This window comes from Caballeronia sp. TF1N1 (genome assembly GCF_022878925.1).
GTDB lineage: Bacteria > Pseudomonadota > Gammaproteobacteria > Burkholderiales > Burkholderiaceae > Caballeronia.
The window spans coordinates 401,170-422,469 of record NZ_CP084626.1 but is presented as its reverse complement, the minus strand read 5'-3'; the positions used below and the strand labels follow the sequence as shown (position 1 = coordinate 422,469).

Below are 21,300 nucleotides of genomic sequence, written 5' to 3'. Positions count from 1 at the left end.
TAGATGTGTTTCAGGCGGCAGCGCTCGCTGCCCGCTTCAGCCAGTCGAGCTGCTCACGCCAGCGCGTGAGCACGCTCTCGGTCTCCGTCAGTTCGAACGTAATCCCGCTCTTCAAACGCGCATAGGCGACACGTTGCGCTTCGCCGCTTTCGATCGTGGCGACAAAGCATGCGAGCGGGACATCGTCGAGCACCACGCGGCGCGTATCCAGTTGAACCTGAAAGAACGCTTCGTCGAATACGAAGGCGATGGTCGCGCGCCCGCTCGCGGCGATCGCCTGCGCGGTACGCGAGCCGGGCCACAACGCGAACACGAGCGTGCGCGCGTCGGGCGCGAGCAGCTCGCCCGCACTTAGGAGCGCGGTGCGGACGCGCCCGCCGCTGTCGACGGCACATAGCGACGCCGTGAAGCCGACGGGCGCGCCGGTCAGCGTGCCATCGAAGAGCGTCCTGAGTTCAGGCGGCCATTCATCGAAAGGCGTTTGCGACGAGAGTTCGGCCTGACGCGGCGTGGCATCGGTCATGGGGGAAATGACTTGAATGGCAGATCCACCGAATGCCCGCATGAACCTGAGCGGGCATCGTCCAGATCAGCGGAAAAACAACTGCGTGATCTTGGCAAGCGGATAGTGAACGCCCGGCTGAATACGCGCGGGCAGATCGAGCGGCTTCAGTAGCATCTTGATGCACTGATCCGCCGAAAGATTGCGCCGCACGAGCGCGTTCACCTGCGCGAACAGTTCGCGGTTATAGCTCGAGTCCTTGACGCGCTCGGGATAACGCACCGCAAACACGTGCCGTAGCGCGATCTCCGAGTCTTCGCTCTTCAGTTCCATCACGCGACGGATCAACGCGCCAAGCACGGCGAGACGCCCGTTGCCTTCGATCTTGTTCCACTTCTTGAAGAAGCGGAAAAAGTGCTTGTAGTGGCGCACTTCGTCGGTGCGGATGTTGTCGGTGATCTCCTTCAACACCGGCTCGTCCGAGCAGTCGTTGATCGCGCGATACAGCGTGGCCGTGCCCGTTTCGACAACACACCGCGCCACCATTTCGAGCGCACGCTTTTTCTCGAACGCTTCGTAGGAACACGTTAGCGAGTACTCGTCGAAGAAGCTCTTGAAAGCCCGGTCCCAGTCGAATTCCGGCCAGATGTGGTTGATGTAAGTTTTGAGCGCCCGGCCGTGCTGCATTTCTTCGGGCTCCCATTCGTCGTTCAGCCACGCCGAAATCTCGGGGTCGTCGTGAAAATACTTGCTGAGATTGCTCGTGTAGAGATCCGTGCCGCTCTCGATGAATGAGCATGCGCACAACAGCAAAAGAAGATGTTCGTTGGATGCCGCCTTCTGACGATCGATCCGGTTGAGATCGATGTCTTCGATGCGCCACGGCATCACATGGGTACTATCGGTGTGCATGTATCGCGCTCCCTGGATGGACTGAACGCGCCATCGGCCAACAAGAGCGGGCCGAGGTTCAGGCGACGCCGCGAACCATTCGGCTCGGGCGACTTCAACTTCGCGTCTTAACGGCTTGTTTTTCCATCTTAGCCGTCCTGCAATGAATTTGCAGACATGGGGACAGACTTGCGCTGCATCAGCGCAGTTCCGTCTATGTCAAATTCTTACGAGTCGATGCGCAAGAACGGCTGGCGCACGAAGGAGCACGAAATGTGCCGCCAAGGGAGGTTGCGCGATTTGGCGTCGACGACGCGCCTGCCGCCGTGATCAGCTGCCGGCGCGTGCATGCTCAGAAGCCGGCCGCAAGCCCGTCGCGTCGACTGTCGCTTGCGGCAACGTAACCACGCTCTGGATCGTGGCGATCCAGCTTCCAGATGTATTGTCCCGAGCCGAAATCCATGTATGGATCGTCGACCGACTTGATGGTGTGGCCGAGCCCTTCGAGCGCGCGGGCCGTTTCGAGGTCGAGTGTCGCTTCAATATCGATCGTGAAATCGTGATTCACCTTCCAGCGCGGCGCGTCACAGGCGGCCTGAGGCTGTTGACCGTAGTCGAGCATGCGCACGATCGACTGCAGATGTCCTTGCGGCTGCATGTCGCCGCCCATCACACCGAAGCTCATGACGGCCTCGCGCTGGCCATCCACTTCTTGCGTGAGGAACGCAGGAATGATCGTGTGGAACGGCCGCTTGCCGCCCTCGACCACGTTCGCTGACTTCGGGTCCATCGAGAACCCGCAACCGCGGTTTTGCAGCGAGATGCCCGTATCCGGCACGACCACGCCCGAGCCAAAACCCATGTAGTTCGATTGAATGAAGCTCACCATCATGCCGCGCTCGTCGGCGACCGACATGTAGATGGTGCCGCCCGCTTTCGGCATGCCGAAGTCGAAATGCCTTGCCTTGTTCGGATCGATCAGCTTGGCGCGTTCCGTGAGGTAGGCGTCGTCGAGCATTTGCTCGGGCGTGACTTCCATCGAGCGCGGATCGGCGACATAGCGATATACATCCGCGAACGCGAGTTTCATCGCCTCGATCTGCAGATGCTGCGACTCGATGCGGTCGACGGTCAGTGCGCGGACATCGAACTTGTCGAGGATGCCAAGCGCGATAAGCGCCGCGATTCCCTGTCCGTTCGGCGGAATCTCGTGCACGGTGTAGCCGCGATAATCCTTCTGAATCGGCTCGACCCACTCGGCGCGGTAATTTCGGAGATCGTCCATGGTCATGGCGCCGCCGCCCTGCCGCGAAAACGCAGCGATGCGCTCGGCGCTTTCGCCTTCGTAAAACGCGCGCGGGCCGTGGTCCGCGAGCCGTCGCAACGTGTTCGCATGGCCGGGAAAACGCACGAGTTCGCTGATTTCGGGCGCGCGTCCACGCGGCATGAAGACATCCGCGAAACCTGGCTGATCTTTCAGTTCAGGCACGGCGGCCGCCCATTTATAGGCGACGATGCTGGCCACCGCGTGTCCGCGCTCCGCGATTTCGATGGCCGGTTCCATCAAATCGGCAAATGGCAGCGAACCGAACTTCGCGTGAAGCGCTTCCCATCCGGCGATGACGCCGGGCACCGTCACCGCGTCCCAGCCGCGTTTGGGCTGACGGGCAAGACCGTTCTCTTCGCCGTATTTGTTGCGGAAGTAGTCCACGTTCCAGGCCGCTGGCGCCACGCCCGAAGCGTTCAGTCCATGCAATTGGTTGCCATCCCAGACCAGCGCGAACGCGTCGCCGCCGAGCCCGCATGAAACCGGCTCGACGACCGTGATAGCGGCCGCTGCGGCGATGGCCGCGTCCACGGCGTTACCGCCCTTCCAGAGCATGCGCAAACCAGCTTGAGCGGCCAGCGGATGCGACGTCGAAACGATATTGCGCGCAAAAACCGGCAAGCGCGGTGTCGGATAAGGGTTCTGCCAGTTGAAACGAGTCATGTGATTGATGTCCGGATTAACAGCGAGCCGATCTGGTCTGACGGCTTGCCGCGTCGATCAGCCGACAGTTCAAAAGAACAAATGGTGCATTGTCTGCTTAATTCAAAGCAAATTCATTTGTCGCCGCAATTGATGAGTCAATGGCATGGCGCTGAATAAACCTGTTTTGGCGTGTTTGCAGTGCGGCAAAACCTTCAAGTAATTTCTTCAAGTTCGGCTGACTTGGGACCCGCTTGCGCGACGAGGAAATGTCAAAGCCAAAATTTTCACCGGGAGTTTGGCACTCTTCAGACGCTTGCCTACAATCCGAATTCCCGGCAAACGCAGCACACGACAACGCGACTGCCCGGCAGATTGAAGTCTTCCAAATAAACGCTTAGAAGCAAAGAGACCCGGCTCACAAAGCCGGTCGACTTGCCGTTCGGTCTTAATGGAGAACACGAATGCTGAGTCCGCACGAATTCGCCACGCTGCTGCTGGTTCAGGAAGAGCCCAATCAGGTCGACATGGAACGCGATGAACTCGATGCATTGCTCGAACGTCAACTCGTTCAACTCGAGAACCTGGCTTCGGGCCGACAACAATGGCGCCTTACCGCAACCGGCGACTCCACCATCAAGGCATTCAAGCGGTTCTCCTAGCCTTCGCTTCCGAAGCGATTTCGGACGCGGACTTATCTGCGCCGCGTCCTATCCTGCGCGCAGCGTCGGGTCGACTGCCGCGCGCCAACTCAAAGCCTGCGCCCGCTGGTCCAGAAAGAAGCTGGCCCACGCACTTTGCGCCTCCGGCCCCGGATTCGCGCGATATACGCCGTAGCGCGCGGCGATCGTCCCCTGAAACGCGCAATAGCGATCCTTCGATAACCCGCCGCGCCGTTGCGCCACGTAAGCGTCGAAGAACGCCGTGTAGACGGACGGCGCGTCCCCGCCGTAGTCCACCTGCGTGGTCCCGCACATTTCCTGCAACGCGCTGAACGACGGCGCACCGCTCGATCCGTCGATATTCGGCGTCGCTACACAGCCGGCCAGCACGGCCACGCCCAGCACGCCTGACAGAACCCGCATTCGCATTGCATTCACCCGTTGCCCGATTTCGAGTTGCCAGTATCGGACGAACCGCGAGTTCGCGCCACTCGGCCAAATGGCATAGGCATTCTTACGGTTTCCTTGGCGCGAACGGCTCCTTACGGCGCTATGTGCTAACGGCCTATGCCATCCGGCCAGGTTGTACGCACGCCGCGCGTCCGATAGATTGCGCATGCAGACCTCGCACGGCATCGCTCGATTTCACAAGCACGCCGATCCGTGCACTTTCGGGAGATGACCATGCAGGATCAGTACGTCCTCGCGCTCGACCAGGGCACGACCAGTTCGCGGGCCATGCTGTTCGACAGGAATGGCAATGTCGTTTCGGTGGCGCAGAAGGAGTTTCAGCAGATTTATCCGCAAGCGGGCTGGGTCGAGCACGATCCGCAGGAAATCTGGTCGACTCAGGCGGGCGTCGCCGCCGAAGCCGTGACGCGGGCGGGTTTGAGCGCGTCGTCGATTGCGGCGGTGGGCATCACGAATCAGCGCGAAACGACCATCGTGTGGGATCGGGAAACGGGAAAGCCGATCTATAACGCGATCGTCTGGCAGGACCGGCGCACGGCCTCGCTGTGTGACGAATTCAAGGCGCGCGGGCTCGAAGCCATGGTGCGCGCGAAGACGGGGTTGCCCATCGACGCGTATTTCTCGGCGAGCAAGATCCGCTGGATTCTCGATAACGTCGAAGGCGCGCGCGACAAGGCGAAGCAGGGACGGCTCGCGTTCGGCACGGTGGATAGCTGGCTTGTGTGGAATTTCACGCGGCGCGGTTTGCATGTCACCGACATCACCAATGCGTCGCGCACCATGCTGTTCGACATCCACGCGCGCCGCTGGGACGACGAACTGCTCGATGCATTCGAGATACCGCGCAGCATGCTGCCGGAAGTACGCAGTTCATCTGAGGTGTATGGCACGACAGAGGGCACCGTGTTCGCGGCCGATCTTCCACTCGCGTCCATTGCCGGCGACCAGCATGCCGCGTTGTTCGGCCAGATGTGTATCGATACCGGCATGGTGAAGAACACTTACGGCACCGGCTGCTTCCTCGTGATGAACACGGGCGAAACGCCGATCGAGTCGAGCAACAATCTCGTGACGACGATTGCCTGGCAAATCGGCGATACGGTGAACTATGCGCTCGAAGGCAGTATTTTTATTGCGGGCGCGGTCGTGCAATGGCTGCGCGACGGGTTGGGTCTGATTCGCCGCGCGAGTGACGTCGAAGCCCTTGCGCGCGGCGTGCCGCATAGCGATGGCGTGTATCTCGTGCCCGCTTTCGCTGGCTTGGGCGCGCCGCACTGGAACGCGCGGGCTCGCGGCACACTGTTCGGCGTGACGCGCGGGACGACTTCCGCCCATATCGCGCGGGCGGCGCTGGATTCGATCGCTTATCAATCGGTCGATGTCTTGCGCGCGATGGAAGCGGATTCGGGCATACGCATCGCCCAATTGCGGGTGGATGGCGGAGCTTGCGCCAACGATCTGTTGATGCAGTTTCAGGCGGACATCCTGGGTGTGGATGCGGTGCGACCGCGCATCGCCGAAACGACCGCGCTTGGCGCGGCTTATCTCGCGGGGCTCGCGGTCGGATATTGGAAGGACATCGACGAGCTGAAATCGCAGTGGCAACTCGAGCGGCAGTTCACACCGACGATGCCCGCCGCCGATGTCGAGGCGTCTCTCGCGGGATGGCAGCGGGCGGTGAAGGCGGCGAAGGCGTGGGCGGATGGTTAAGCATTCGAATCCGCCGCCTTCACCCCCGACCTGACCTGCGGCGCATCGAAGCGCGCCGCGAACCACGTCACCCCAAGAGCGGCCACTGCGACCATCGCCGCCGCCCAAGGCAACACATCGAGCCCATAACCATGCATCAATACCGCGCCGCCGAGCCAGGCGCCACCCGCATTGCCGATATTGAACGCGCCGATGTTCAACGTCGAAGCAAGATTGGGCGCGTCCTTCGCCTTCTCGACCACGCGTGTCTGCAACGGCGGCACCGTCGCGAACGCCGCGATGCCCCAGACGAAGATCGTCACGATCGCGCCGACCTGACTGTGGCTCGTCTTTGCGAACACGGCCATCACGATGGCAAGCGCCAGCAAAATGCCCATCAGCGAAGGCATCAACGCGCGGTCCGCGAGCTTGCCGCCAATCGTATTGCCGACCGTAAGCCCGATGCCGAACAGCACGAGCACGAGCGTCACGCCGCGCGGCGAGAAGCCGCCGACCTGTTCGAGAATCGGCGCGATATACGTGAACACGACGAACACGCCGCCGAAGCCGAGCACGGTCATCGTCAGCGCGAGCCAGACCTGCGGGTCGCGCAACACGCGTACTTCGCGGCCGAGTCCGCTTGGTGCCGCATCGTGACGATTCGGCACGAGCGCGGTCACGCCGAGCGCGGACAGCAAGCCGAGACCGGCGACGATCCAGAACGTCGCGCGCCAGCCCAGTTCCTGACCGACGAACGTCCCGAACGGCACGCCCAGCACGTTCGCGAGCGTGAGGCCGGTGAACATGAGCGCAATGGCGCTCGCGCGTTTGTCGGCGGGCACGAGCGACGCCGCGACCACCGCGCCGATGCCGAAGAACGAACCGTGCGCGAACGAGGTCACGACGCGCGCGATCATCAGCAAACCGTAGTTCGGTGCGAGCGCGCAAAACACGTTGCCGACGATAAACACGAGCATCAGCAATTGCAGCGCGAGCTTGCGCGGCATTTTGCTCGTAAGCACGGCGAGCAGCGGCGCGCCGACCGCCACGCCGAGCGCATAGCCCGTGACGAGCAGCCCTGCCGATGGAATCGACACGGAAAGATCGCGTGCGACATTGGGCAGCAAGCCCATGATGACGAACTCGGTCGTGCCGATGGCGAACGCGCTGATCGCCAGCGCGAGAAGAGGTAAAGGCATGGTCATGCTCCGAAATAGATCAATGGCGCGCGGTCACGAACTCGACGACCACGCCCGGCGCAAACCGCACGAAAAGCTGACGTTCGCGCGCAAGCGGCACTTCCGCGATCCGATAGGCGTAGCCGCGACAGTCGAGACGGTCGATGAGCGTGCGCCACTCGGCTTCGTCGTCGATACGCAGCGCGAGATGGTCGATGCGCGTCGCATCGGGGTGCGCGGCGACAGACGCATCGCCCGTCGCGATCAGATGCACGGCCGGCCGCGCGCCGAGATACAGCCAGTAGCCGCTCACACCGAATGGCGGTCGCGGACCCACCGACATACCGGCGACATCGATGAAGAAACGCATCATCGAATCGCAGTCCGGCGCGACGATAGTCACGTGATCGAGTTGCATGGCGTTGAACCTGAAACGAGTTGGACGGATTGTGACCGCATGGCGCGCCGTTGATAATTGGGCTAGCCTTTGAATCATTGTCAAACCGGATTTGAAGATGACAATGGATCGGCTTGGCGACATGCGCCTTTTCACCGAAGCCGCCACGCTCGGCAGCCTGTCGGCGGCGGGACGCAAACTCGGCTTGTCGCCAGCGGCGGCGAGCGCGCGGCTCATCAAGCTGGAAAAAGCGCTGCACGCGCGGCTCTTCGAGCGCACCACGCGCCAATTGCGCCTGACGGACGAAGGGCGGCTGTACTTGCAGCATTGCCGTATCGCGCTGCAGGCTATCGACGACGCCGAAGCGGCGCTGCAAGCGGGGCAAAATCGCGTGCGCGGCAAAGTCCGCATTTCCGCGACGTCGGATTTCGGCCGGCACATGCTGCGCGGCTGGCTCGACGACTTCAGCCGCCTGCATCCGGACGTGAGCTTCGCGCTCACGCTGTCGGACTCGGTGTCGAATCTGCTGCAGGAGGAAATCGATCTGGCGATTCGCTTCGGCGCGCCGCCGGACAGCGGGCTCGCGGCACGCTCGCTGGCGCCGAACCGGCGCGTGCTGTGCGCGTCGCCGAACTATCTCGCGCGCAAAGGCGTGCCGCAAACGCCCGCCGAACTCACCGGGCACCACTTCGTCGTGATTTTCACCGCTGCGGGAACCCTCAACGAACTGGCTTTCGTGCGCGGCGAGGAGCGCTATTCCTACACCTTGCCCGTCGCCAATGCCTGGGAAACCAACGACGGCGCAATCGCGCGCGCATGGGCGCTGGCGGGACATGGCATCGCGCATCAGTCGATCTGGGACATTGCCGCCGACGTGCGCTCGGGCGCGCTGCAGTTGATTCTGCCCGACTGGTGCACGCACGAAGCGCCCGTACACGGGCTCTTCCACGCCAATCGATATATGGCGCCGCGCGTGCGCGTGCTGCTGGATTTTCTGATCGAACGCTTCGAGACGACCACGGGCGAACTGCTTGGCGATCTGGCGTATCCGCCCGAGCGCGTCGGGCTTCGTCAGGATTGGTCGCCAGAGCTATAATATCGGCCTAATTACAAGTAGAAGCCGTGCAGATTGCTGCAAAAGCGCGGCAACTCACGCGCAAAACCCTCTCAATCTCTTTTAGCGCCCCCAGGTTAACCACTGCGACCGGCGACCATTCATGACCAAGAAAGTATATGTAAAGACCTTCGGCTGCCAGATGAACGAGTACGACTCCGACAAGATGGTCGACGTGCTCGGCGCGGCGGAAGGGCTCGTCAAGACCGACACGCCTGAAGATGCGGACGTCATCCTGTTCAACACGTGCTCGGTGCGCGAGAAGGCCCAGGAAAAAGTGTTTTCCGACCTCGGCCGCGTGCGCGAATTGAAGGAAGCAAACCCGAATCTGCTGATCGGCGTAGGCGGTTGTGTCGCGAGCCAGGAAGGCGCGTCCATCGTTTCGCGCGCACCTTACGTGGATCTCGTGTTCGGTCCGCAAACGCTGCATCGCCTGCCCGCCATGATCGACAAGCGCCGCTCGACCGGCCGCGCGCAGGTGGACATCTCGTTTCCGGAAATCGAAAAGTTCGATCACCTGCCGCCCGCGCGCGTCGAAGGCCCGAGCGCGTTCGTATCGATCATGGAAGGCTGCAGCAAGTATTGCAGCTATTGCGTCGTGCCCTACACGCGCGGCGAGGAAGTCTCGCGCCCGCTCGACGACGTGCTCACCGAAATCGCCGGCCTGGCCGACCAGGGCGTGCGCGAAGTCACGCTGCTCGGCCAGAACGTGAACGCTTATCGCGGCGCGCTGACGCTCGGTTCGCAGGAAATCGCCGACTTCGCCACGCTCATCGAGTATGTCGCGGAAGTGCCGGGCATCGAGCGCATTCGCTATACGACGTCGCATCCGAAGGAATTCACGCAGCGCCTCATCGATACCTACGCCAAGGTGCCGAAGCTCGTGAGCCATTTGCATTTGCCGGTGCAGCATGGTTCCGACCGCATTCTCATGGCGATGAAGCGCGGCTATACCGTGCTCGAATACAAATCGGTGATCCGCAAGCTGCGCGCCATTCGCCCGGACCTTTCGCTGTCGACGGATTTCATCGTCGGCTTCCCCGGCGAAACCGAAGACGATTTCAACAAGATGATGGCGCTCATTCACGAGATGAGCTACGACACGAGTTTCTCGTTCATCTACAGCCCGCGTCCCGGCACGCCCGCCGCGAATCTGCACGACGACACGCCGCGCGAAGTCAAGCTCAAGCGCTTGCAACATTTGCAGGCGACTATCGAGGAAAACGTCGTCAAGATCAGCAATTCCATGCTCGGCTCGGTGCAGCGTATTCTCGTGGAAGGCCCGTCGCGCAAGGACCCGAGCGAGCTCGCCGGACGCACGCAGAACAATCGCGTGGTCAATTTCCCGGCGCCGCTTTCGGCTCACAAGCGCCTGATCGGCCAAATGATCGACGTCGAGATCAATCACGCGTACCCGCACTCGTTGCGCGGCGCGCTGGTGCTCGCGCCGGATACGGCGGCGACGCCCGAGTTGGCCAACTAAGTTAAGGACACCCACTTCGCCTTGAAGAACGCTCCTCAGCAGCATCTGGAATTTACCGCTCCGCGCGATGACAACGCGCGGCTCGCCAACCTCTGCGGTCCGCTCGACGAGAACCTGCGGCAAATCGAGCAGGCGCTCGACGTGACGCTTTCGCGGCGCGGCCACAAGATCGCCATTCGCGGCCGTGGCGCAAAGGTCGCGCTTACCGCGCTCGAAAACTTCTACAACCGCGCGCGCGATCCGCTCTCGGTGGACGACATCCAGCTCGCGCTGGTCGAAGCGCGCCACGCAACGCGCCGCGCGAAGGCGAAGGAAGAAGAAACGCCGATCGATCCGCGTTTTCGCGGCGATCCGGACCATCCCTTCGACGAACCCAGCGCCACCATCGACCTGGGCGACGAAGAAGACCACGGTCCCAAGCTCTACACGCGCCGCGCCGATTTGCGCGGCCGCACGCCCGCGCAACGCGATTATCTGAAGCAGATCATCGCGCACGACGTGACCTTCGGCATCGGGCCGGCGGGCACGGGCAAGACTTATCTCGCGGTCGCGTGCGCGGTGGACGCGCTCGAACGCGATCAGGTCAAGCGCATCGTGCTTACGCGACCCGCCGTGGAAGCGGGCGAGCGGCTCGGCTTCCTGCCGGGCGACCTCGCGCAAAAGGTCGATCCGTATCTGCGCCCGCTCTACGACGCGCTCTACGACCTGCTCGGCTTCGACAAGACCGCCAAGATGTTCGAGCGCCAGATGATCGAAATCGCGCCGCTCGCCTACATGCGCGGGCGCACGCTGAACCACGCGTTCATCATTCTCGACGAGGCGCAAAACACCACGCCCGAACAGATGAAGATGTTCCTCACGCGTATCGGCTTCGGCTCGAAGGCGGTCGTAACCGGCGACACCACGCAGGTCGATTTGCCGCGCGGACACAAGAGCGGCCTGATCGAAGCGCAGCATGTGCTGGCGGAAGTGCGTGGCATCGCGATCACGCACTTCACGTCGGCGGACGTGGTGCGCCATCCGCTGGTCGCGCGCATCGTCGAGGCTTACGACGCGCAATCGCAGAAAGATGCGGCAATCGCGGAAGCGCGGCAAAGGTCCGAGTGAAGTCATGCCTCGCCTCACTTTGACGCTGCAGTTTCCTGCCGCGAAAGCGTATCCGTCGCACAAGGCGCTGTTGCCGCGTGCGACGGTTGCGCGCTGGATCAAGGCTTCGCTCTTCGCTGACGCCGAATTGACCGTGCGTTTCGTCGATGAAGCAGAAGGCCGCATGCTGAACCGGACGTATCGGCAAAAGGATTACGCGACCAATGTGCTGACCTTTGCCTATGCCGAGTCGGAAGAAGATCCGGTCGCCGGCGATCTGATTCTTTGCTGCCCGGTCGTCGAGCGCGAGGCCGCCGAGCAAGGCAAGCCGCTCGCCGCGCATTACGCGCATCTCATCGTGCATGGCACGCTGCATGCGCAAGGCTATGACCACGAGGTCGAAAGCGAGGCGGAAGAGATGGAATCGATCGAGACGGATATCATGCAGTCTCTGGGTTTCACCGATCCCTACGTGCCGCTCGTCTGATCCCCGGTCTTCATCGAGATGCCTTGCCACGCGCCGTGAACGACAAGACGCCTGAACCCACGCCCTTTTACGAACCCGCCACGCCGTGCCCCGACTATCCGCCGGTGCTGGGCAACTCCGCGCTTCTCACCGACGAGGAGCTCGCCGCCTCGCGCGCGGTGACTTTCGCCGATTGGGACGGCAAATCCGACATCTGGCTTTTCGGCTATGGATCGCTCATCTGGAACCCCGGTTTGCCGACGCTCGAAGCCGTGCGCGGCAAGGTGCATGGGTATCATCGCGGGCTCTATTTGTGGTCGCGTGTGAATCGTGGCACGCCGGAACAGCCGGGCCTCGTGCTCGCGCTCGATCGCGGCGGCTCGTGCACCGGCATGGCGTTTCGCCTGTCCGGAACCGAGGCGCACGAACATCTCGAAGTGCTCTGGCGACGCGAAATGGCAATGGGCTCGTACCGTCCCGCGTGGCTGCCGTGCACGCTGATCGACGGCCGGCGCGTCGATGCGCTTGCCTTCGTGATGCGTCGCGACGTGGTGTCGTACACGGGCAAGCTCGCGGACCCGATCGTTCGGACCGTGCTCGGCTGCGCGAGCGGCCGTTATGGCACGACGCTCGATTACGTGAGCCGCACGGTCGTGGCGCTGCGCGAAAGCGGCATGCCGGACCGCGCGCTGGAAGCGCTGTTGCGGCGCTGCAAGGGGCAAAACGCGGAGTGAAGGCGCGCGCTCGGGCATCGTACGAAGATCGTCCGGATGGCCAATCCGCGCACGAGACACACATCTCGCATAATTCTCGGCTAGCATCTCCTTCGCAGGAGAAGCGCGCGCGCCGCTTCACCCCGGCCGCTATTTTCCTTGGTGTATGCTTAACTTTCCGCTAAAACGCGCCCGGGCATTCCCGGGCGCTCCGCTATGAACGAACCCTATCCCAGTCGACGACACTCCGAAAAACCGCCGGAAAAGCGCTCGTTGCTCGAACGCCTGACCGACTTCATCTCGCACGAACCCGAGTCGCGCGACGAGCTTCTCGAAGTGCTGCAGGACGCGCACGAACGCAACCTGCTCGACGCCGATTCGCTTTCGATGATCGAAGGCGTCTTTCAGGTGTCCGATCTCTGCGCGCGCGACATCATGGTGCCGCGCGCCCAGATGGACGCCATCAACATCGCCGAAACGCCCGCGGAATTCATTCCGTTCGTGCTGGAAAAAGCACACTCGCGCTATCCGGTGTTCGAGGGCAATCGCGACAACATCATCGGCGTCCTGCTCGCGAAGGATTTGCTGCGTTATTACGCGGAAGAAGAGTTCGATGTGCGCGGCATGCTGCGCCCCGCCGTGTTCATTCCGGAATCGAAACGTCTGAACGTGCTGCTGCACGACTTTCGCGTGAACCGCAATCACATTGCCATCGTCGTCGATGAATACGGCGGCGTCGCGGGCCTCATCACCATCGAAGACGTGCTGGAGCAGATCGTCGGCGATATCGAGGACGAATACGATTTCGACGAGGAAGCGGGCAATATCATCGCGTCGCCGGACGGAAAGTATCGGGTGCGCGCGCTGACGGGCATCGAACAATTCAACGAGCAATTCGGCAGCGACTTCTCTGACGAGGAAGTGGACACCATCGGCGGGCTCGTCACGCATCGTTTCGGGCGCGTGCCGCATCGCGGCGAGAAGGTGCGCATCGACGACTTCGTGTTCGAGATACTGCGTGGCGATGCGCGGCAGATTCACGTGCTGCTCGTGAGGCGCGTGCCGAGCGTGGCGCAGCATCGCCGGCATGATGCCGATGACGAGGATGAGCTGCGGGATTGAGGGGTGCGCGATTGATAAAGTCTCGATCGCAAACCACAACCACGCCTCCGCTCCCGCACGGCTCCGCCGTCAACCACGTATTCCATGACCGACTCATCGTTCCGTCTTTTTTCGCGCCGACGCGCGGCATCTGAATCCGCAACCGGCAATACGCCCCGCGCTCTTCCCTTCTGGCATTACCTCGTGGCCGCCGTGCTCGGCGCGGCCAACACGCTTTCGTTCGCGCCGACGCCGCATGGCGGCTGGATCGAGCTCCTGCTCTTCACGCTGTTCTTCGCGTGGCTCTCACGCACGACCAGTTGGAAGAGCGCGGCGGCAACCGGCTGGGCGTTCGGTTTCGGCAATTTCGTCACGGGCGTGTGGTGGCTCTATGTCAGCATGCATGTGTACGGCGGCATGGCCGCGCCGCTCGCGGCGGCCGCCGTCGCGCTCTTTTGCCTGTATCTCGCGATGTATCCGGCGTTATCGAGCGCGCTCTGGGCGCTCGTCGCAGGGCGCGCGCGTTTCGGCGATGAAGATGCGGCCACCGTGCAAGATATCGAAACCGCGTCGCGCTACGTGCCCACCTGGCACGGCGCGTTCGCCTTCGCGAGCGCATGGGCTATTGGCGAGTGGTTGCGCGGGCTCGTGTTCACGGGCTTTCCGTGGCTCGCAAGCGGCTATGCGCAAGTCGATGGACCGCTCGCGGGCTTCGGTTCGGTCGTCGGTGTATATGGCGTTGCATGGGTGCTGGCGCTCGTCGCCGCGCTGATCGTTCAAACGGTCTATCAAGTCAGCCGAGCGCGCGCTGCGCGTTTTGTACCGGGCGCGGTTGCGCTCGCGCTGATCGTCGCCGGCATGCTGCTCTCGCTCGTGCAATGGACGACGCCCGCCAACGCGCCGCTCACCGTGCGGCTCCTGCAAGGCAACGTCAAACAGGAGATGAAGTTCGAACAGGCGGGCGTGGATGCATCGCTCGCGCTTTATGAGCGGCTCATCACGGAGAAATCCGCCGATCTCATCGTGACACCCGAAACCGCGCTGCCGGTACTGGCTGTCCAGGTGCCGCATGATTTCGCCGCCAAGATTCGCAGCTTCGCCGACAATACGAAGTCATCGATCCTGTTCGGTGCAATTGGCGTAACGGTTCTGCCCGATGGCCGCGTGACCGACTTCACGAACAGTCTCTTTGGCATCACGCCGGGGACGCTCGATGTCTATCGCTACGACAAGCATCATCTCGTGCCGTTCGGCGAGTTCGTGCCGCTCGGGTTTCATTGGTTCGTGCAACTGATGGGCATTCCGCTCGGAGATCTCGCGCGTGGGCCGATCGCGCAGAAGGCGTTTTTCGTGCATAACCAGCCCGTAGCCGTCGATATCTGTTACGAGGACATTTTCGGCGAAGAGATCGCGCATACGATCCGCGAGCAGGAAGCGCCTGCGGGCGTGCTGGTGAACTCGACCAATCTCGCGTGGTTCGGCAATACGATCGCGCTCGACCAGCACTTGCAGATCGCACGCATGCGTTCGATCGAAACCGGCCGGCCAATGCTGCGCGCGACCAACACGGGAATGACCGCGGTGATCGCGGCGAACGGCGATGTCGTCTCGCGTCTGCCGACGTTCACGACAGGCGTGCTGGAGGCGACGGTGCAGGGAATGTCGGGGCGCACGCCTTATGTGACGAGCGGGAACGTCACCGTGATTGCCGTTTCGTTGTTGTTGCTGGCGTTGGCATTTGCATTTGCGCCGGGGAGAAAACGCTCGTAAACACGACTGTGGCGTGCGCTCATGCCGGTGCGCGCGCCGCATCGATCCAAGCTGCCGAGTCACGCGAAGGCTCACCGCGCATGGGATCGGTCCAACACCCTATCCGCGCTCGGCAACCCATACGCAAGCTCCCCCACCCCGCCATACGCTAGAATTGAGAGTTTCGGTATTCCGCCGAGCCTCGGGTCCGTGCCGTCACGAGCACCATGACGTCTGCGTCCACGGCCGCGTCCGGTCCGCATCAAAGGCAATCATGCTCACCTTTCAGCAAATCATCCTGACGCTGCAGTCCTACTGGAACGACAAGGGCTGCGCGCTTCTTCAGCCGATCGACATGGAAGTCGGCGCCGGTACCTCGCACGTTCATACGTTTTTGCGCGCCATCGGCCCGGAACCGTGGCGTGCCGCCTACGTGCAGCCGTCGCGCCGCCCCAAGGACGGCCGCTATGGCGAGAACCCGAACCGCCTGCAGCACTACTATCAGTATCAAGTGGTGCTCAAGCCCGCGCCGGAAAATATCCTCGATCTCTACCTCGGCTCGCTCGAAGCGCTCGGCTTCGATCTGAAGCAGAACGACGTGCGCTTCGTCGAAGACGACTGGGAAAATCCCACGCTCGGCGCTTGGGGTCTCGGCTGGGAAGTCTGGCTGAACGGCATGGAAGTCACGCAGTTCACGTACTTCCAGCAAGCAGGCGGTCTCGACTGCAAGCCGGTGCTCGGCGAAATCACCTACGGTCTGGAACGTCTCGCGATGTATCTGCAAAAGGTCGATAACGTCTATGACCTCATCTGGACCGAATGGCAGGAAGACGGCCCGAATGGCCGCGAACTGCGGCGCCTTACGTATGGCGATGTCTATCACCAGAACGAAGTCGAACAGTCCACGTATAACTTCGAACACGCGAACGTCGATCTGCTTTTCACCTTCTTCAATAGCTACGAAGCCGAAGCGAAGAAGATGATCGAAGCGAAGCTCGCGCTGCCCGCCTACGAACTCGTGCTCAAGGCCGGCCACACATTCAATCTGCTCGATGCGCGCGGCGCCATTTCCGTGACGGAGCGCGCGGCGTATATCGGCCGCATCCGCGCGTTGTCACGACTCGTCGCGCAGGCGTATTACGATTCGCGCGAAGCGCTCGGCTTCCCGATGCTCGGCAATCCGGTGCACGCCGCAGCCGGGCTCATCACCGACAGCGAGGAAGCGGCGCGTCCCGCCTGGGCGCCCGCGTTGAAAGTCGAAAGCAATCCCGGCAACACCGAACAAGCTTGACGAGAGACGACAGAACAATGACGCAATCCACTTCCGCTTCTCTGCTCGTCGAGCTGTTGACCGAAGAACTGCCACCGAAGGCGCTCGCGCGTCTCGGCACCGCTTTCGCCGAAGGCATCGTCGAGCGTTTGGCCGCGCGCGATCTGATCGAAGGCGCGGCTTCGTTCGAAAAATACGCCACGCCGCGCCGGCTCGCCGTGCTGATCGAAAACGTGCGCAACGTCGCCCCGGAAAAGCAGGTGCGCGAGAAGGTGCTGCCCGTGACCGTCGCGCTCGACGCGAGCGGCAATCCCACGCCGCCGCTCGCCAAGAAGCTGGCGGCGCTCGGCTTTCCCGACTTCCCCGTTGGCGAACTCGAACGCGCGCAGGACGGCAAGGCCGAAGCGTTCTTCCTGCGCTACGCGGCGCCGGGCGCAACGCTCACCGAAGGCTTGCAAGCCGCGCTCGACGAAACCTTGGCCAAGTTGCCGATTCCAAAGGTCATGACGTATCAGCGTCCGGACGGCGCGAGCGTGCAGTTCGTGCGTCCGGTGCAGCGTCTGGTCGCGTTGCATGGCCGCGATATCGTGCCGGTCAGCGCGCTCGGCGTCGATGCGGGCGACACGACCATCGGTCATCGCTTCATGTCGGAAGGCTTCGTTGCGATCGCTCGCGCGGACGACTACGCCGAAACGCTGCGCACCAAGGGCCATGTCGTCGCCAATTTCGACGACCGCCGCGAATCCATTCGCACGCAATTGCAGGCGTTCGCGGGTGAAGATCGCGTCGTGATGCCCGAAGCGCTGCTCGACGAAGTGAACGCGCTGGTCGAATGGCCGGTCGTGTATCAGTGCCGGTTCGACGATGAGTTCCTGCAAGTGCCGCAGGAATGTCTCATCCTCACGATGCAGACCAACCAGAAATATTTCGCGCTCACGGACCAGGACGGCAAGCTGCGCTCGCGCTTTCTGATCGTCTCCAATATCGATACGAAGACGCCCGGCGAGATCATCGAAGGCAACGAGCGCGTGGTGCGTCCGCGTCTCGCCGATGCCAAGTTCTTCTTCACGCAGGACAAGAAGAAGCGCCTCGAAGACCGCGTGCCGCAACTTGCGAACGTCGTCTACCACAACAAGCTCGGCTCGGCCTTGCAGCGCGTGGAGCGTCTCGAAGCACTCGCGGGCGAGATCGCGCCGCTCGTCGGTGTCGATGCCGCGCTCACGCGCCGCGCCGCGCGTCTTGCGAAGGCGGACTTGCTCACCGACATGGTCGGCGAATTCCCCGAATTGCAGGGCACGATGGGCACGTACTACGCACGCCACGACGGCGAACCGGAGGAAGTGGCGCTCGCATGCTCGGAGCACTATCAGCCGCGTTTCTCGGGCGACGACACGCCGTCCACCGGCGTCGGTTGCGCCGTGGCGCTCGCGGACAAGCTGGAAACCATCGTCGGCATCTGGGGCATCGGCCTTGCGCCGACGGGCGAGAAAGATCCGTTCGCGCTGCGCCGTCATGCGCTCGGCGTGCTGCGCATCCTGCTCGAAAAGAAGATGCCGATCGACCTGCGCGAGCTCGTCAACGCGGCCCAACGCCAATTCGCCGGCATGCCGCAAGTCGCGGATTCGACCGAAGCAATCTACGCGTTCTTCCTCGATCGTCTGCGTGGTCTTCTGCGCGAACGCGGCTTCAACGCGAGCGAAATCGACGCCGTGCTGAGCCTGAATCCTACGCGTCTCGACGACATCGTCGCGCGCCTGGATGCCGTGCGCGAATTCGCCTCGTTGCCGGAGGCGGCATCGCTCGCGGCGGCCAACAAGCGCATCTCGAACATTCTCAGAAAGTCCGAGCAAGGCGTGCCGACGGCGGTCAATCCGGAACTGCTCGTCGAGGCCGCGGAGAAAGACCTTTACGCGCAGATCGAAAGTGTCACGCCGCGCGTGCAGAGCCAGCTCGCCGCACGCAATTACACCGAAGCGCTGACCGCGCTCGCCGCCCTTCGCGCTCCCGTCGACACTTTCTTCAACGACGTGATGGTGAACGCGGAAGACGCGGCGTTGCGTAACAACCGCCTCGCGCTCCTCAACGCATTGCATCAGCAGATGAACTGCGTCGCGGACATCTCCAAACTGGCCGCATGACGATGATGAATCGCAAACTGGTCATTCTCGATCGCGACGGCGTCATCAACGTCGACTCCGATGCCTTCATCAAGTCGCCGGACGAATGGGTCGCCATTCCCGGCAGTCTCGAAGCCATCGCGCGGCTGAATCAGGCCGGTTTTCGCGTGGCGATCGCATCGAATCAGTCGGGGATCGGGCGCGGCCTGTTCGACATGGCCGCGCTCAACGCCATGCATCAGAAGATGAATCGCGCGGCGGCGGCAGTCGGCGGGCGTATCGACGCCATCTTCTTTTGTCCGCATACGGCCGAAGACCAGTGCGATTGCAGAAAGCCGAAGCCTGGCATGTTGCAGCAGATCATCGAGCGCTTCGAGATCGACCCGGAAGACACGCCGGTCGTCGGCGACTCGCTGCGCGACCTGCAAGCCGGCGCGGCGCTCGGCTTTCCCGTGCATCTCGTTCTGACCGGCAAGGGACCGATTACGCTCGCGGAAGGCAATCTGCCCGAAGGCTTAAGCGTTCACAAGGATCTGCGCGCCTTTGCGCTCGACTATCTCGCGCGGCATCGTGACTGACCGGCCGCCGCATCACTGACCTTCCATGCGCTTCATCCGTTCGTTGCTGTTGATGCTTTACTTCGTCGCGTACACCGTGCCGTACGCGACCGCGTGCTTCATCGCGTTCCCCTTCATGCGGGCCGACAAGCGTTACTGGATGGCGGCCGGCTGGTGCAAGTCGACCATCGTCGTGTTGCGCTATCTGGTCGGCATTCGCTACGAGATTGTCGGCATGGAGAATCTGCCGCATGGTCCGGCGGTGCTGTTGTCGAAGCATCAATCGGCCTGGGAGACGCTCGCGTTTCCGGCGCTCATGCCGCGTCCGCTCTGCTATGTGTTCAAGCGCGAGCTGCTCTATGTGCCGTTCTTCGGCTGGGCGCTCGGACTCCTGAAGATGGTGCATATCGACCGCAAGCAAGGCCGCGATGCGTTCGTTTCCGTCGCGCGGCAAGGCCGTGCGCGCATGGACGAAGGCGCGTGGGTCATCATGTTTCCGGAAGGCACGCGCACACGCACCGGCACGCAGGGCAAGTACAAGACGGGCGGCGCGCGCTTCGCGGTGGCGACGGGCGCGCCGGTCGTGCCTATCGCGCATAACGCGGGGCGGCTCTGGCCGCGTAATTCGTTCATCAAATATCCGGGTATAGTCACGGTGTCGATTGGCCAGCCGATCGACACTGCCGGACTCACACCCGAGGAAGTGAACACGCGAGTCGAGAGCTGGATCGAAATGGAAATGCGCCGCATCGATCCGCTCGCTTATGCGACGCCCGACGTGCGACCGGGTGAACCTGGCGCGGCGGGCGCTGGCCGCTGACGCGGTCGTTCGCATTCGCATCCGATCGAGCCGCGGCGTGCCTTTCTCGTTCTTCTCGTCATTCCTGCGCCGGGAGCGCAAAGCCGAGCCGATGCAGAAGCAACCTTCGCGACAGCGCCCCGCCGTCGCGCTCGATACCCTGCAACTCGATCTACCGTTCGAGCATGCGCCCGAGTTCTGTGCGCCATCCACGGCGCCCGCGCCTCTGCGCGGCGAAGTTCCTCCTTCAAGCGCACCACTGCCGGAAGGCGTGCGTCAGCGCCGCATCGTCCTGGGTGCGCGCGCGCTCGACTATCGGCTGAAGCGGTCGGCGCGGCGCACCATCGGCTTTTGCATCGATGGCACCGGACTCACCATCACCGCGCCGCGCTGGGTGACGATCGCCGATATCGAAAGCGCGATCGGCGGCAAGCAAAGCTGGATCTTCAAGAAGCTGACCGAATGGCAGACGCGTGTGGAAGAGCGCGCGTTGCCGCGCATCGACTGGAAAGACGGCGCGCAGTTTCCGTATCTCGGCAAGACCATACGCGTGGCGCTGAATGCGGGCGCGGGATCGCTTTCGTTCGATGACGAGACCGGCGTGCTGCGTGTGCCGCTTCCCGCACTCGCGGATGCGCAGCAGATCAAGGACCGCGTGCAAGGCTGGCTGCAAAGCGAAGCGAAGCGCATCTTCGGCGAGCAGCTCGCGGTCTATGCACGAAAGCTCGGCGTGGAATACCGGGCGTATGCGCTTTCGTCGGCGGCGACGCGCTGGGGCAGTTGTTCGAGCGATGGCAAGATTCGCCTGAACTGGCGGCTCATTCATTTTCCGATGTCGATCATCGACTATGTGGTCGCGCACGAGCTTGCGCATCTGCGCGAGATGAACCACAGTCCGCGTTTCTGGCAGACCGTCGAATCCATCTTTCCCGAGTTCCGCGAAGCCCGGCATACGCTCAAGCATCATCCGCCGGATCTGCTGCCCGCGCTTTGAGCGCCCGTCAGCGCGCGCCGCGGGTGCCCGGTACAATTCGAGACGAGAACCGCGCCGCCCGACCAATCGATAAAAACGAACCGGGCGCGTCG

20 protein-coding genes are annotated in these 21,300 nt (G+C 62.6%); 14 read left to right on the top strand and 6 right to left on the bottom strand.

The features are described from left to right. Positions 1 to 10 precede the first annotated feature (10 nt). The 3 genes from LDZ28_RS01990 to ggt all read right to left on the bottom strand — a co-directional run bounded on the left by LDZ28_RS01990 (position 11) and on the right by ggt (position 3,383). Positions 11 to 523, bottom strand: coding sequence for a hypothetical protein (locus tag LDZ28_RS01990; RefSeq protein WP_244827072.1), 513 nt, complete (start codon positions 521 to 523; stop codon positions 11 to 13). 66 nt (positions 524 to 589) lie between these two features. Continuing rightward, entirely contained in the window at positions 590 to 1,414 is an 825-nt protein-coding gene (locus LDZ28_RS01985; RefSeq protein ID WP_244827071.1) for a ferritin-like domain-containing protein, read from the bottom strand. 331 nt (positions 1,415 to 1,745) lie between these two features. After that, on the bottom strand, positions 1,746 to 3,383 hold the full coding sequence (gene ggt, locus LDZ28_RS01980) for a gamma-glutamyltransferase (protein ID WP_244827070.1): 1,638 nt from the start codon (positions 3,381 to 3,383) through the stop codon (positions 1,746 to 1,748). Between the two features lie 443 nt (positions 3,384 to 3,826). Here ggt and LDZ28_RS01975 point away from each other — a divergent pair, with 443 nt between their 5' ends. Further along, entirely contained in the window at positions 3,827 to 4,024 is a 198-nt protein-coding gene (locus tag LDZ28_RS01975; protein WP_244827069.1) for a hypothetical protein, read from the top strand. A 48-nt stretch (positions 4,025 to 4,072) separates the two neighbouring features. Here the strand turns inward: LDZ28_RS01975 and LDZ28_RS01970 are convergent, their stop codons facing one another. After that, positions 4,073 to 4,447, bottom strand: coding sequence for a hypothetical protein (locus LDZ28_RS01970; RefSeq protein ID WP_244827068.1), 375 nt, complete (start codon positions 4,445 to 4,447; stop codon positions 4,073 to 4,075). Positions 4,448 to 4,708: 261 nt separating this feature from the next. Here LDZ28_RS01970 and glpK point away from each other — a divergent pair, with 261 nt between their 5' ends. Next, on the top strand, positions 4,709 to 6,205 hold the full coding sequence (gene glpK, locus LDZ28_RS01965; protein ID WP_244827067.1) for a glycerol kinase GlpK: 1,497 nt from the start codon (positions 4,709 to 4,711) through the stop codon (positions 6,203 to 6,205). On the opposite strand, the gene LDZ28_RS01960 is transcribed toward glpK, so the two are convergent. After that, positions 6,202 to 7,383, bottom strand: coding sequence for an MFS transporter (locus LDZ28_RS01960; protein ID WP_244827066.1), 1,182 nt, complete (start codon positions 7,381 to 7,383; stop codon positions 6,202 to 6,204). The genes glpK and LDZ28_RS01960 overlap by 4 nt on opposite strands. Positions 7,384 to 7,402: 19 nt before the next feature. Beyond that, on the bottom strand, positions 7,403 to 7,780 hold the full coding sequence (locus tag LDZ28_RS01955; protein WP_244827065.1) for an extradiol dioxygenase: 378 nt from the start codon (positions 7,778 to 7,780) through the stop codon (positions 7,403 to 7,405). A 103-nt stretch (positions 7,781 to 7,883) separates the two neighbouring features. Between LDZ28_RS01955 and LDZ28_RS01950 the strand changes: the two genes are divergently transcribed. The 12 genes from LDZ28_RS01950 to LDZ28_RS01895 all read left to right on the top strand — a co-directional run bounded on the left by LDZ28_RS01950 (position 7,884) and on the right by LDZ28_RS01895 (position 21,208). Then, positions 7,884 to 8,855 carry a LysR family transcriptional regulator gene (locus LDZ28_RS01950; protein ID WP_370652118.1) on the top strand — a complete coding sequence of 324 codons (972 nt, stop codon included), beginning with the start codon at positions 7,884 to 7,886 and terminating at the stop codon, positions 8,853 to 8,855. Between the two features lie 121 nt (positions 8,856 to 8,976). Next, positions 8,977 to 10,356, top strand: coding sequence for a tRNA (N6-isopentenyl adenosine(37)-C2)-methylthiotransferase MiaB (gene miaB / locus LDZ28_RS01945; protein WP_244827063.1), 1,380 nt, complete (start codon positions 8,977 to 8,979; stop codon positions 10,354 to 10,356). A 21-nt stretch (positions 10,357 to 10,377) separates the two neighbouring features. Next, positions 10,378 to 11,463 (top strand): PhoH family protein, encoded by a 1,086-nt coding sequence (locus LDZ28_RS01940; protein WP_244827062.1) that lies wholly within the window; start codon positions 10,378 to 10,380, stop codon positions 11,461 to 11,463. 4 nt (positions 11,464 to 11,467) lie between these two features. Next, positions 11,468 to 11,929 (top strand): rRNA maturation RNase YbeY, encoded by a 462-nt coding sequence (ybeY, locus tag LDZ28_RS01935; RefSeq protein ID WP_244827061.1) that lies wholly within the window; start codon positions 11,468 to 11,470, stop codon positions 11,927 to 11,929. Between the two features lie 35 nt (positions 11,930 to 11,964). After that, complete coding sequence (locus LDZ28_RS01930; protein ID WP_244827959.1) at positions 11,965 to 12,642, top strand: gamma-glutamylcyclotransferase; 678 nt, start codon at positions 11,965 to 11,967, stop codon at positions 12,640 to 12,642. A gap of 195 nt (positions 12,643 to 12,837) precedes the next feature. Then, the gene (locus tag LDZ28_RS01925) at positions 12,838 to 13,743 is read left to right on the top strand and encodes an HlyC/CorC family transporter (RefSeq protein ID WP_244827060.1); all 906 of its coding nucleotides are present in this window, start codon (positions 12,838 to 12,840) and stop codon (positions 13,741 to 13,743) included. Positions 13,744 to 13,827: 84 nt separating this feature from the next. Then, positions 13,828 to 15,492 (top strand): apolipoprotein N-acyltransferase, encoded by a 1,665-nt coding sequence (lnt, locus tag LDZ28_RS01920; protein ID WP_244827059.1) that lies wholly within the window; start codon positions 13,828 to 13,830, stop codon positions 15,490 to 15,492. A gap of 253 nt (positions 15,493 to 15,745) precedes the next feature. Then, positions 15,746 to 16,762: a glycine--tRNA ligase subunit alpha gene (gene glyQ, locus LDZ28_RS01915; protein WP_244827058.1), complete on the top strand. Its 1,017-nt coding sequence runs from the start codon at positions 15,746 to 15,748 to the stop codon at positions 16,760 to 16,762. 17 nt (positions 16,763 to 16,779) lie between these two features. Next, a complete protein-coding gene (glyS, locus tag LDZ28_RS01910) occupies positions 16,780 to 18,879 on the top strand; it encodes a glycine--tRNA ligase subunit beta (RefSeq protein WP_244827057.1) in 2,100 nt (699 codons plus the stop codon). Then, positions 18,876 to 19,436, top strand: a complete 561-nt coding sequence (gene gmhB, locus LDZ28_RS01905) for a D-glycero-beta-D-manno-heptose 1,7-bisphosphate 7-phosphatase (RefSeq protein ID WP_244827056.1) — start codon at positions 18,876 to 18,878, stop codon at positions 19,434 to 19,436. Before glyS ends, gmhB begins: the two co-directional genes overlap by 4 nt. Before the next feature lie 25 nt (positions 19,437 to 19,461). Beyond that, positions 19,462 to 20,235: a 1-acyl-sn-glycerol-3-phosphate acyltransferase gene (locus LDZ28_RS01900; RefSeq protein WP_244827055.1), complete on the top strand. Its 774-nt coding sequence runs from the start codon at positions 19,462 to 19,464 to the stop codon at positions 20,233 to 20,235. 91 nt (positions 20,236 to 20,326) lie between these two features. Then, positions 20,327 to 21,208, top strand: a complete 882-nt coding sequence (locus tag LDZ28_RS01895; protein ID WP_244827054.1) for a M48 family metallopeptidase — start codon at positions 20,327 to 20,329, stop codon at positions 21,206 to 21,208. Positions 21,209 to 21,300: the final 92 nt, after the last annotated feature.

Coding starts and splice junctions, on each gene's coding strand:
- gmhB (WP_244827056.1), top strand. CDS start 18,876: ATGACGATGATGAATCGCAAACTGGTCATTCTCGATCGCGACGGCGTC.
- miaB (WP_244827063.1), top strand. CDS start 8,977: ATGACCAAGAAAGTATATGTAAAGACCTTCGGCTGCCAGATGAACGAG.
- LDZ28_RS01950 (WP_370652118.1), top strand. CDS start 7,884: ATGGATCGGCTTGGCGACATGCGCCTTTTCACCGAAGCCGCCACGCTC.
- lnt (WP_244827059.1), top strand. CDS start 13,828: ATGACCGACTCATCGTTCCGTCTTTTTTCGCGCCGACGCGCGGCATCT.
- glpK (WP_244827067.1), top strand. CDS start 4,709: ATGCAGGATCAGTACGTCCTCGCGCTCGACCAGGGCACGACCAGTTCG.
- LDZ28_RS01900 (WP_244827055.1), top strand. CDS start 19,462: ATGCGCTTCATCCGTTCGTTGCTGTTGATGCTTTACTTCGTCGCGTAC.
- LDZ28_RS01960 (WP_244827066.1), bottom strand. CDS start 7,383: ATGCCTTTACCTCTTCTCGCGCTGGCGATCAGCGCGTTCGCCATCGGC.
- LDZ28_RS01955 (WP_244827065.1), bottom strand. CDS start 7,780: ATGCAACTCGATCACGTGACTATCGTCGCGCCGGACTGCGATTCGATG.
- LDZ28_RS01895 (WP_244827054.1), top strand. CDS start 20,327: ATGCAGAAGCAACCTTCGCGACAGCGCCCCGCCGTCGCGCTCGATACC.
- glyS (WP_244827057.1), top strand. CDS start 16,780: ATGACGCAATCCACTTCCGCTTCTCTGCTCGTCGAGCTGTTGACCGAA.
- LDZ28_RS01975 (WP_244827069.1), top strand. CDS start 3,827: ATGCTGAGTCCGCACGAATTCGCCACGCTGCTGCTGGTTCAGGAAGAG.
- LDZ28_RS01925 (WP_244827060.1), top strand. CDS start 12,838: ATGAACGAACCCTATCCCAGTCGACGACACTCCGAAAAACCGCCGGAA.
- LDZ28_RS01970 (WP_244827068.1), bottom strand. CDS start 4,447: ATGCGGGTTCTGTCAGGCGTGCTGGGCGTGGCCGTGCTGGCCGGCTGT.
- LDZ28_RS01985 (WP_244827071.1), bottom strand. CDS start 1,414: ATGCACACCGATAGTACCCATGTGATGCCGTGGCGCATCGAAGACATC.
- LDZ28_RS01990 (WP_244827072.1), bottom strand. CDS start 523: ATGACCGATGCCACGCCGCGTCAGGCCGAACTCTCGTCGCAAACGCCT.
- ggt (WP_244827070.1), bottom strand. CDS start 3,383: ATGACTCGTTTCAACTGGCAGAACCCTTATCCGACACCGCGCTTGCCG.
- ybeY (WP_244827061.1), top strand. CDS start 11,468: ATGCCTCGCCTCACTTTGACGCTGCAGTTTCCTGCCGCGAAAGCGTAT.
- glyQ (WP_244827058.1), top strand. CDS start 15,746: ATGCTCACCTTTCAGCAAATCATCCTGACGCTGCAGTCCTACTGGAAC.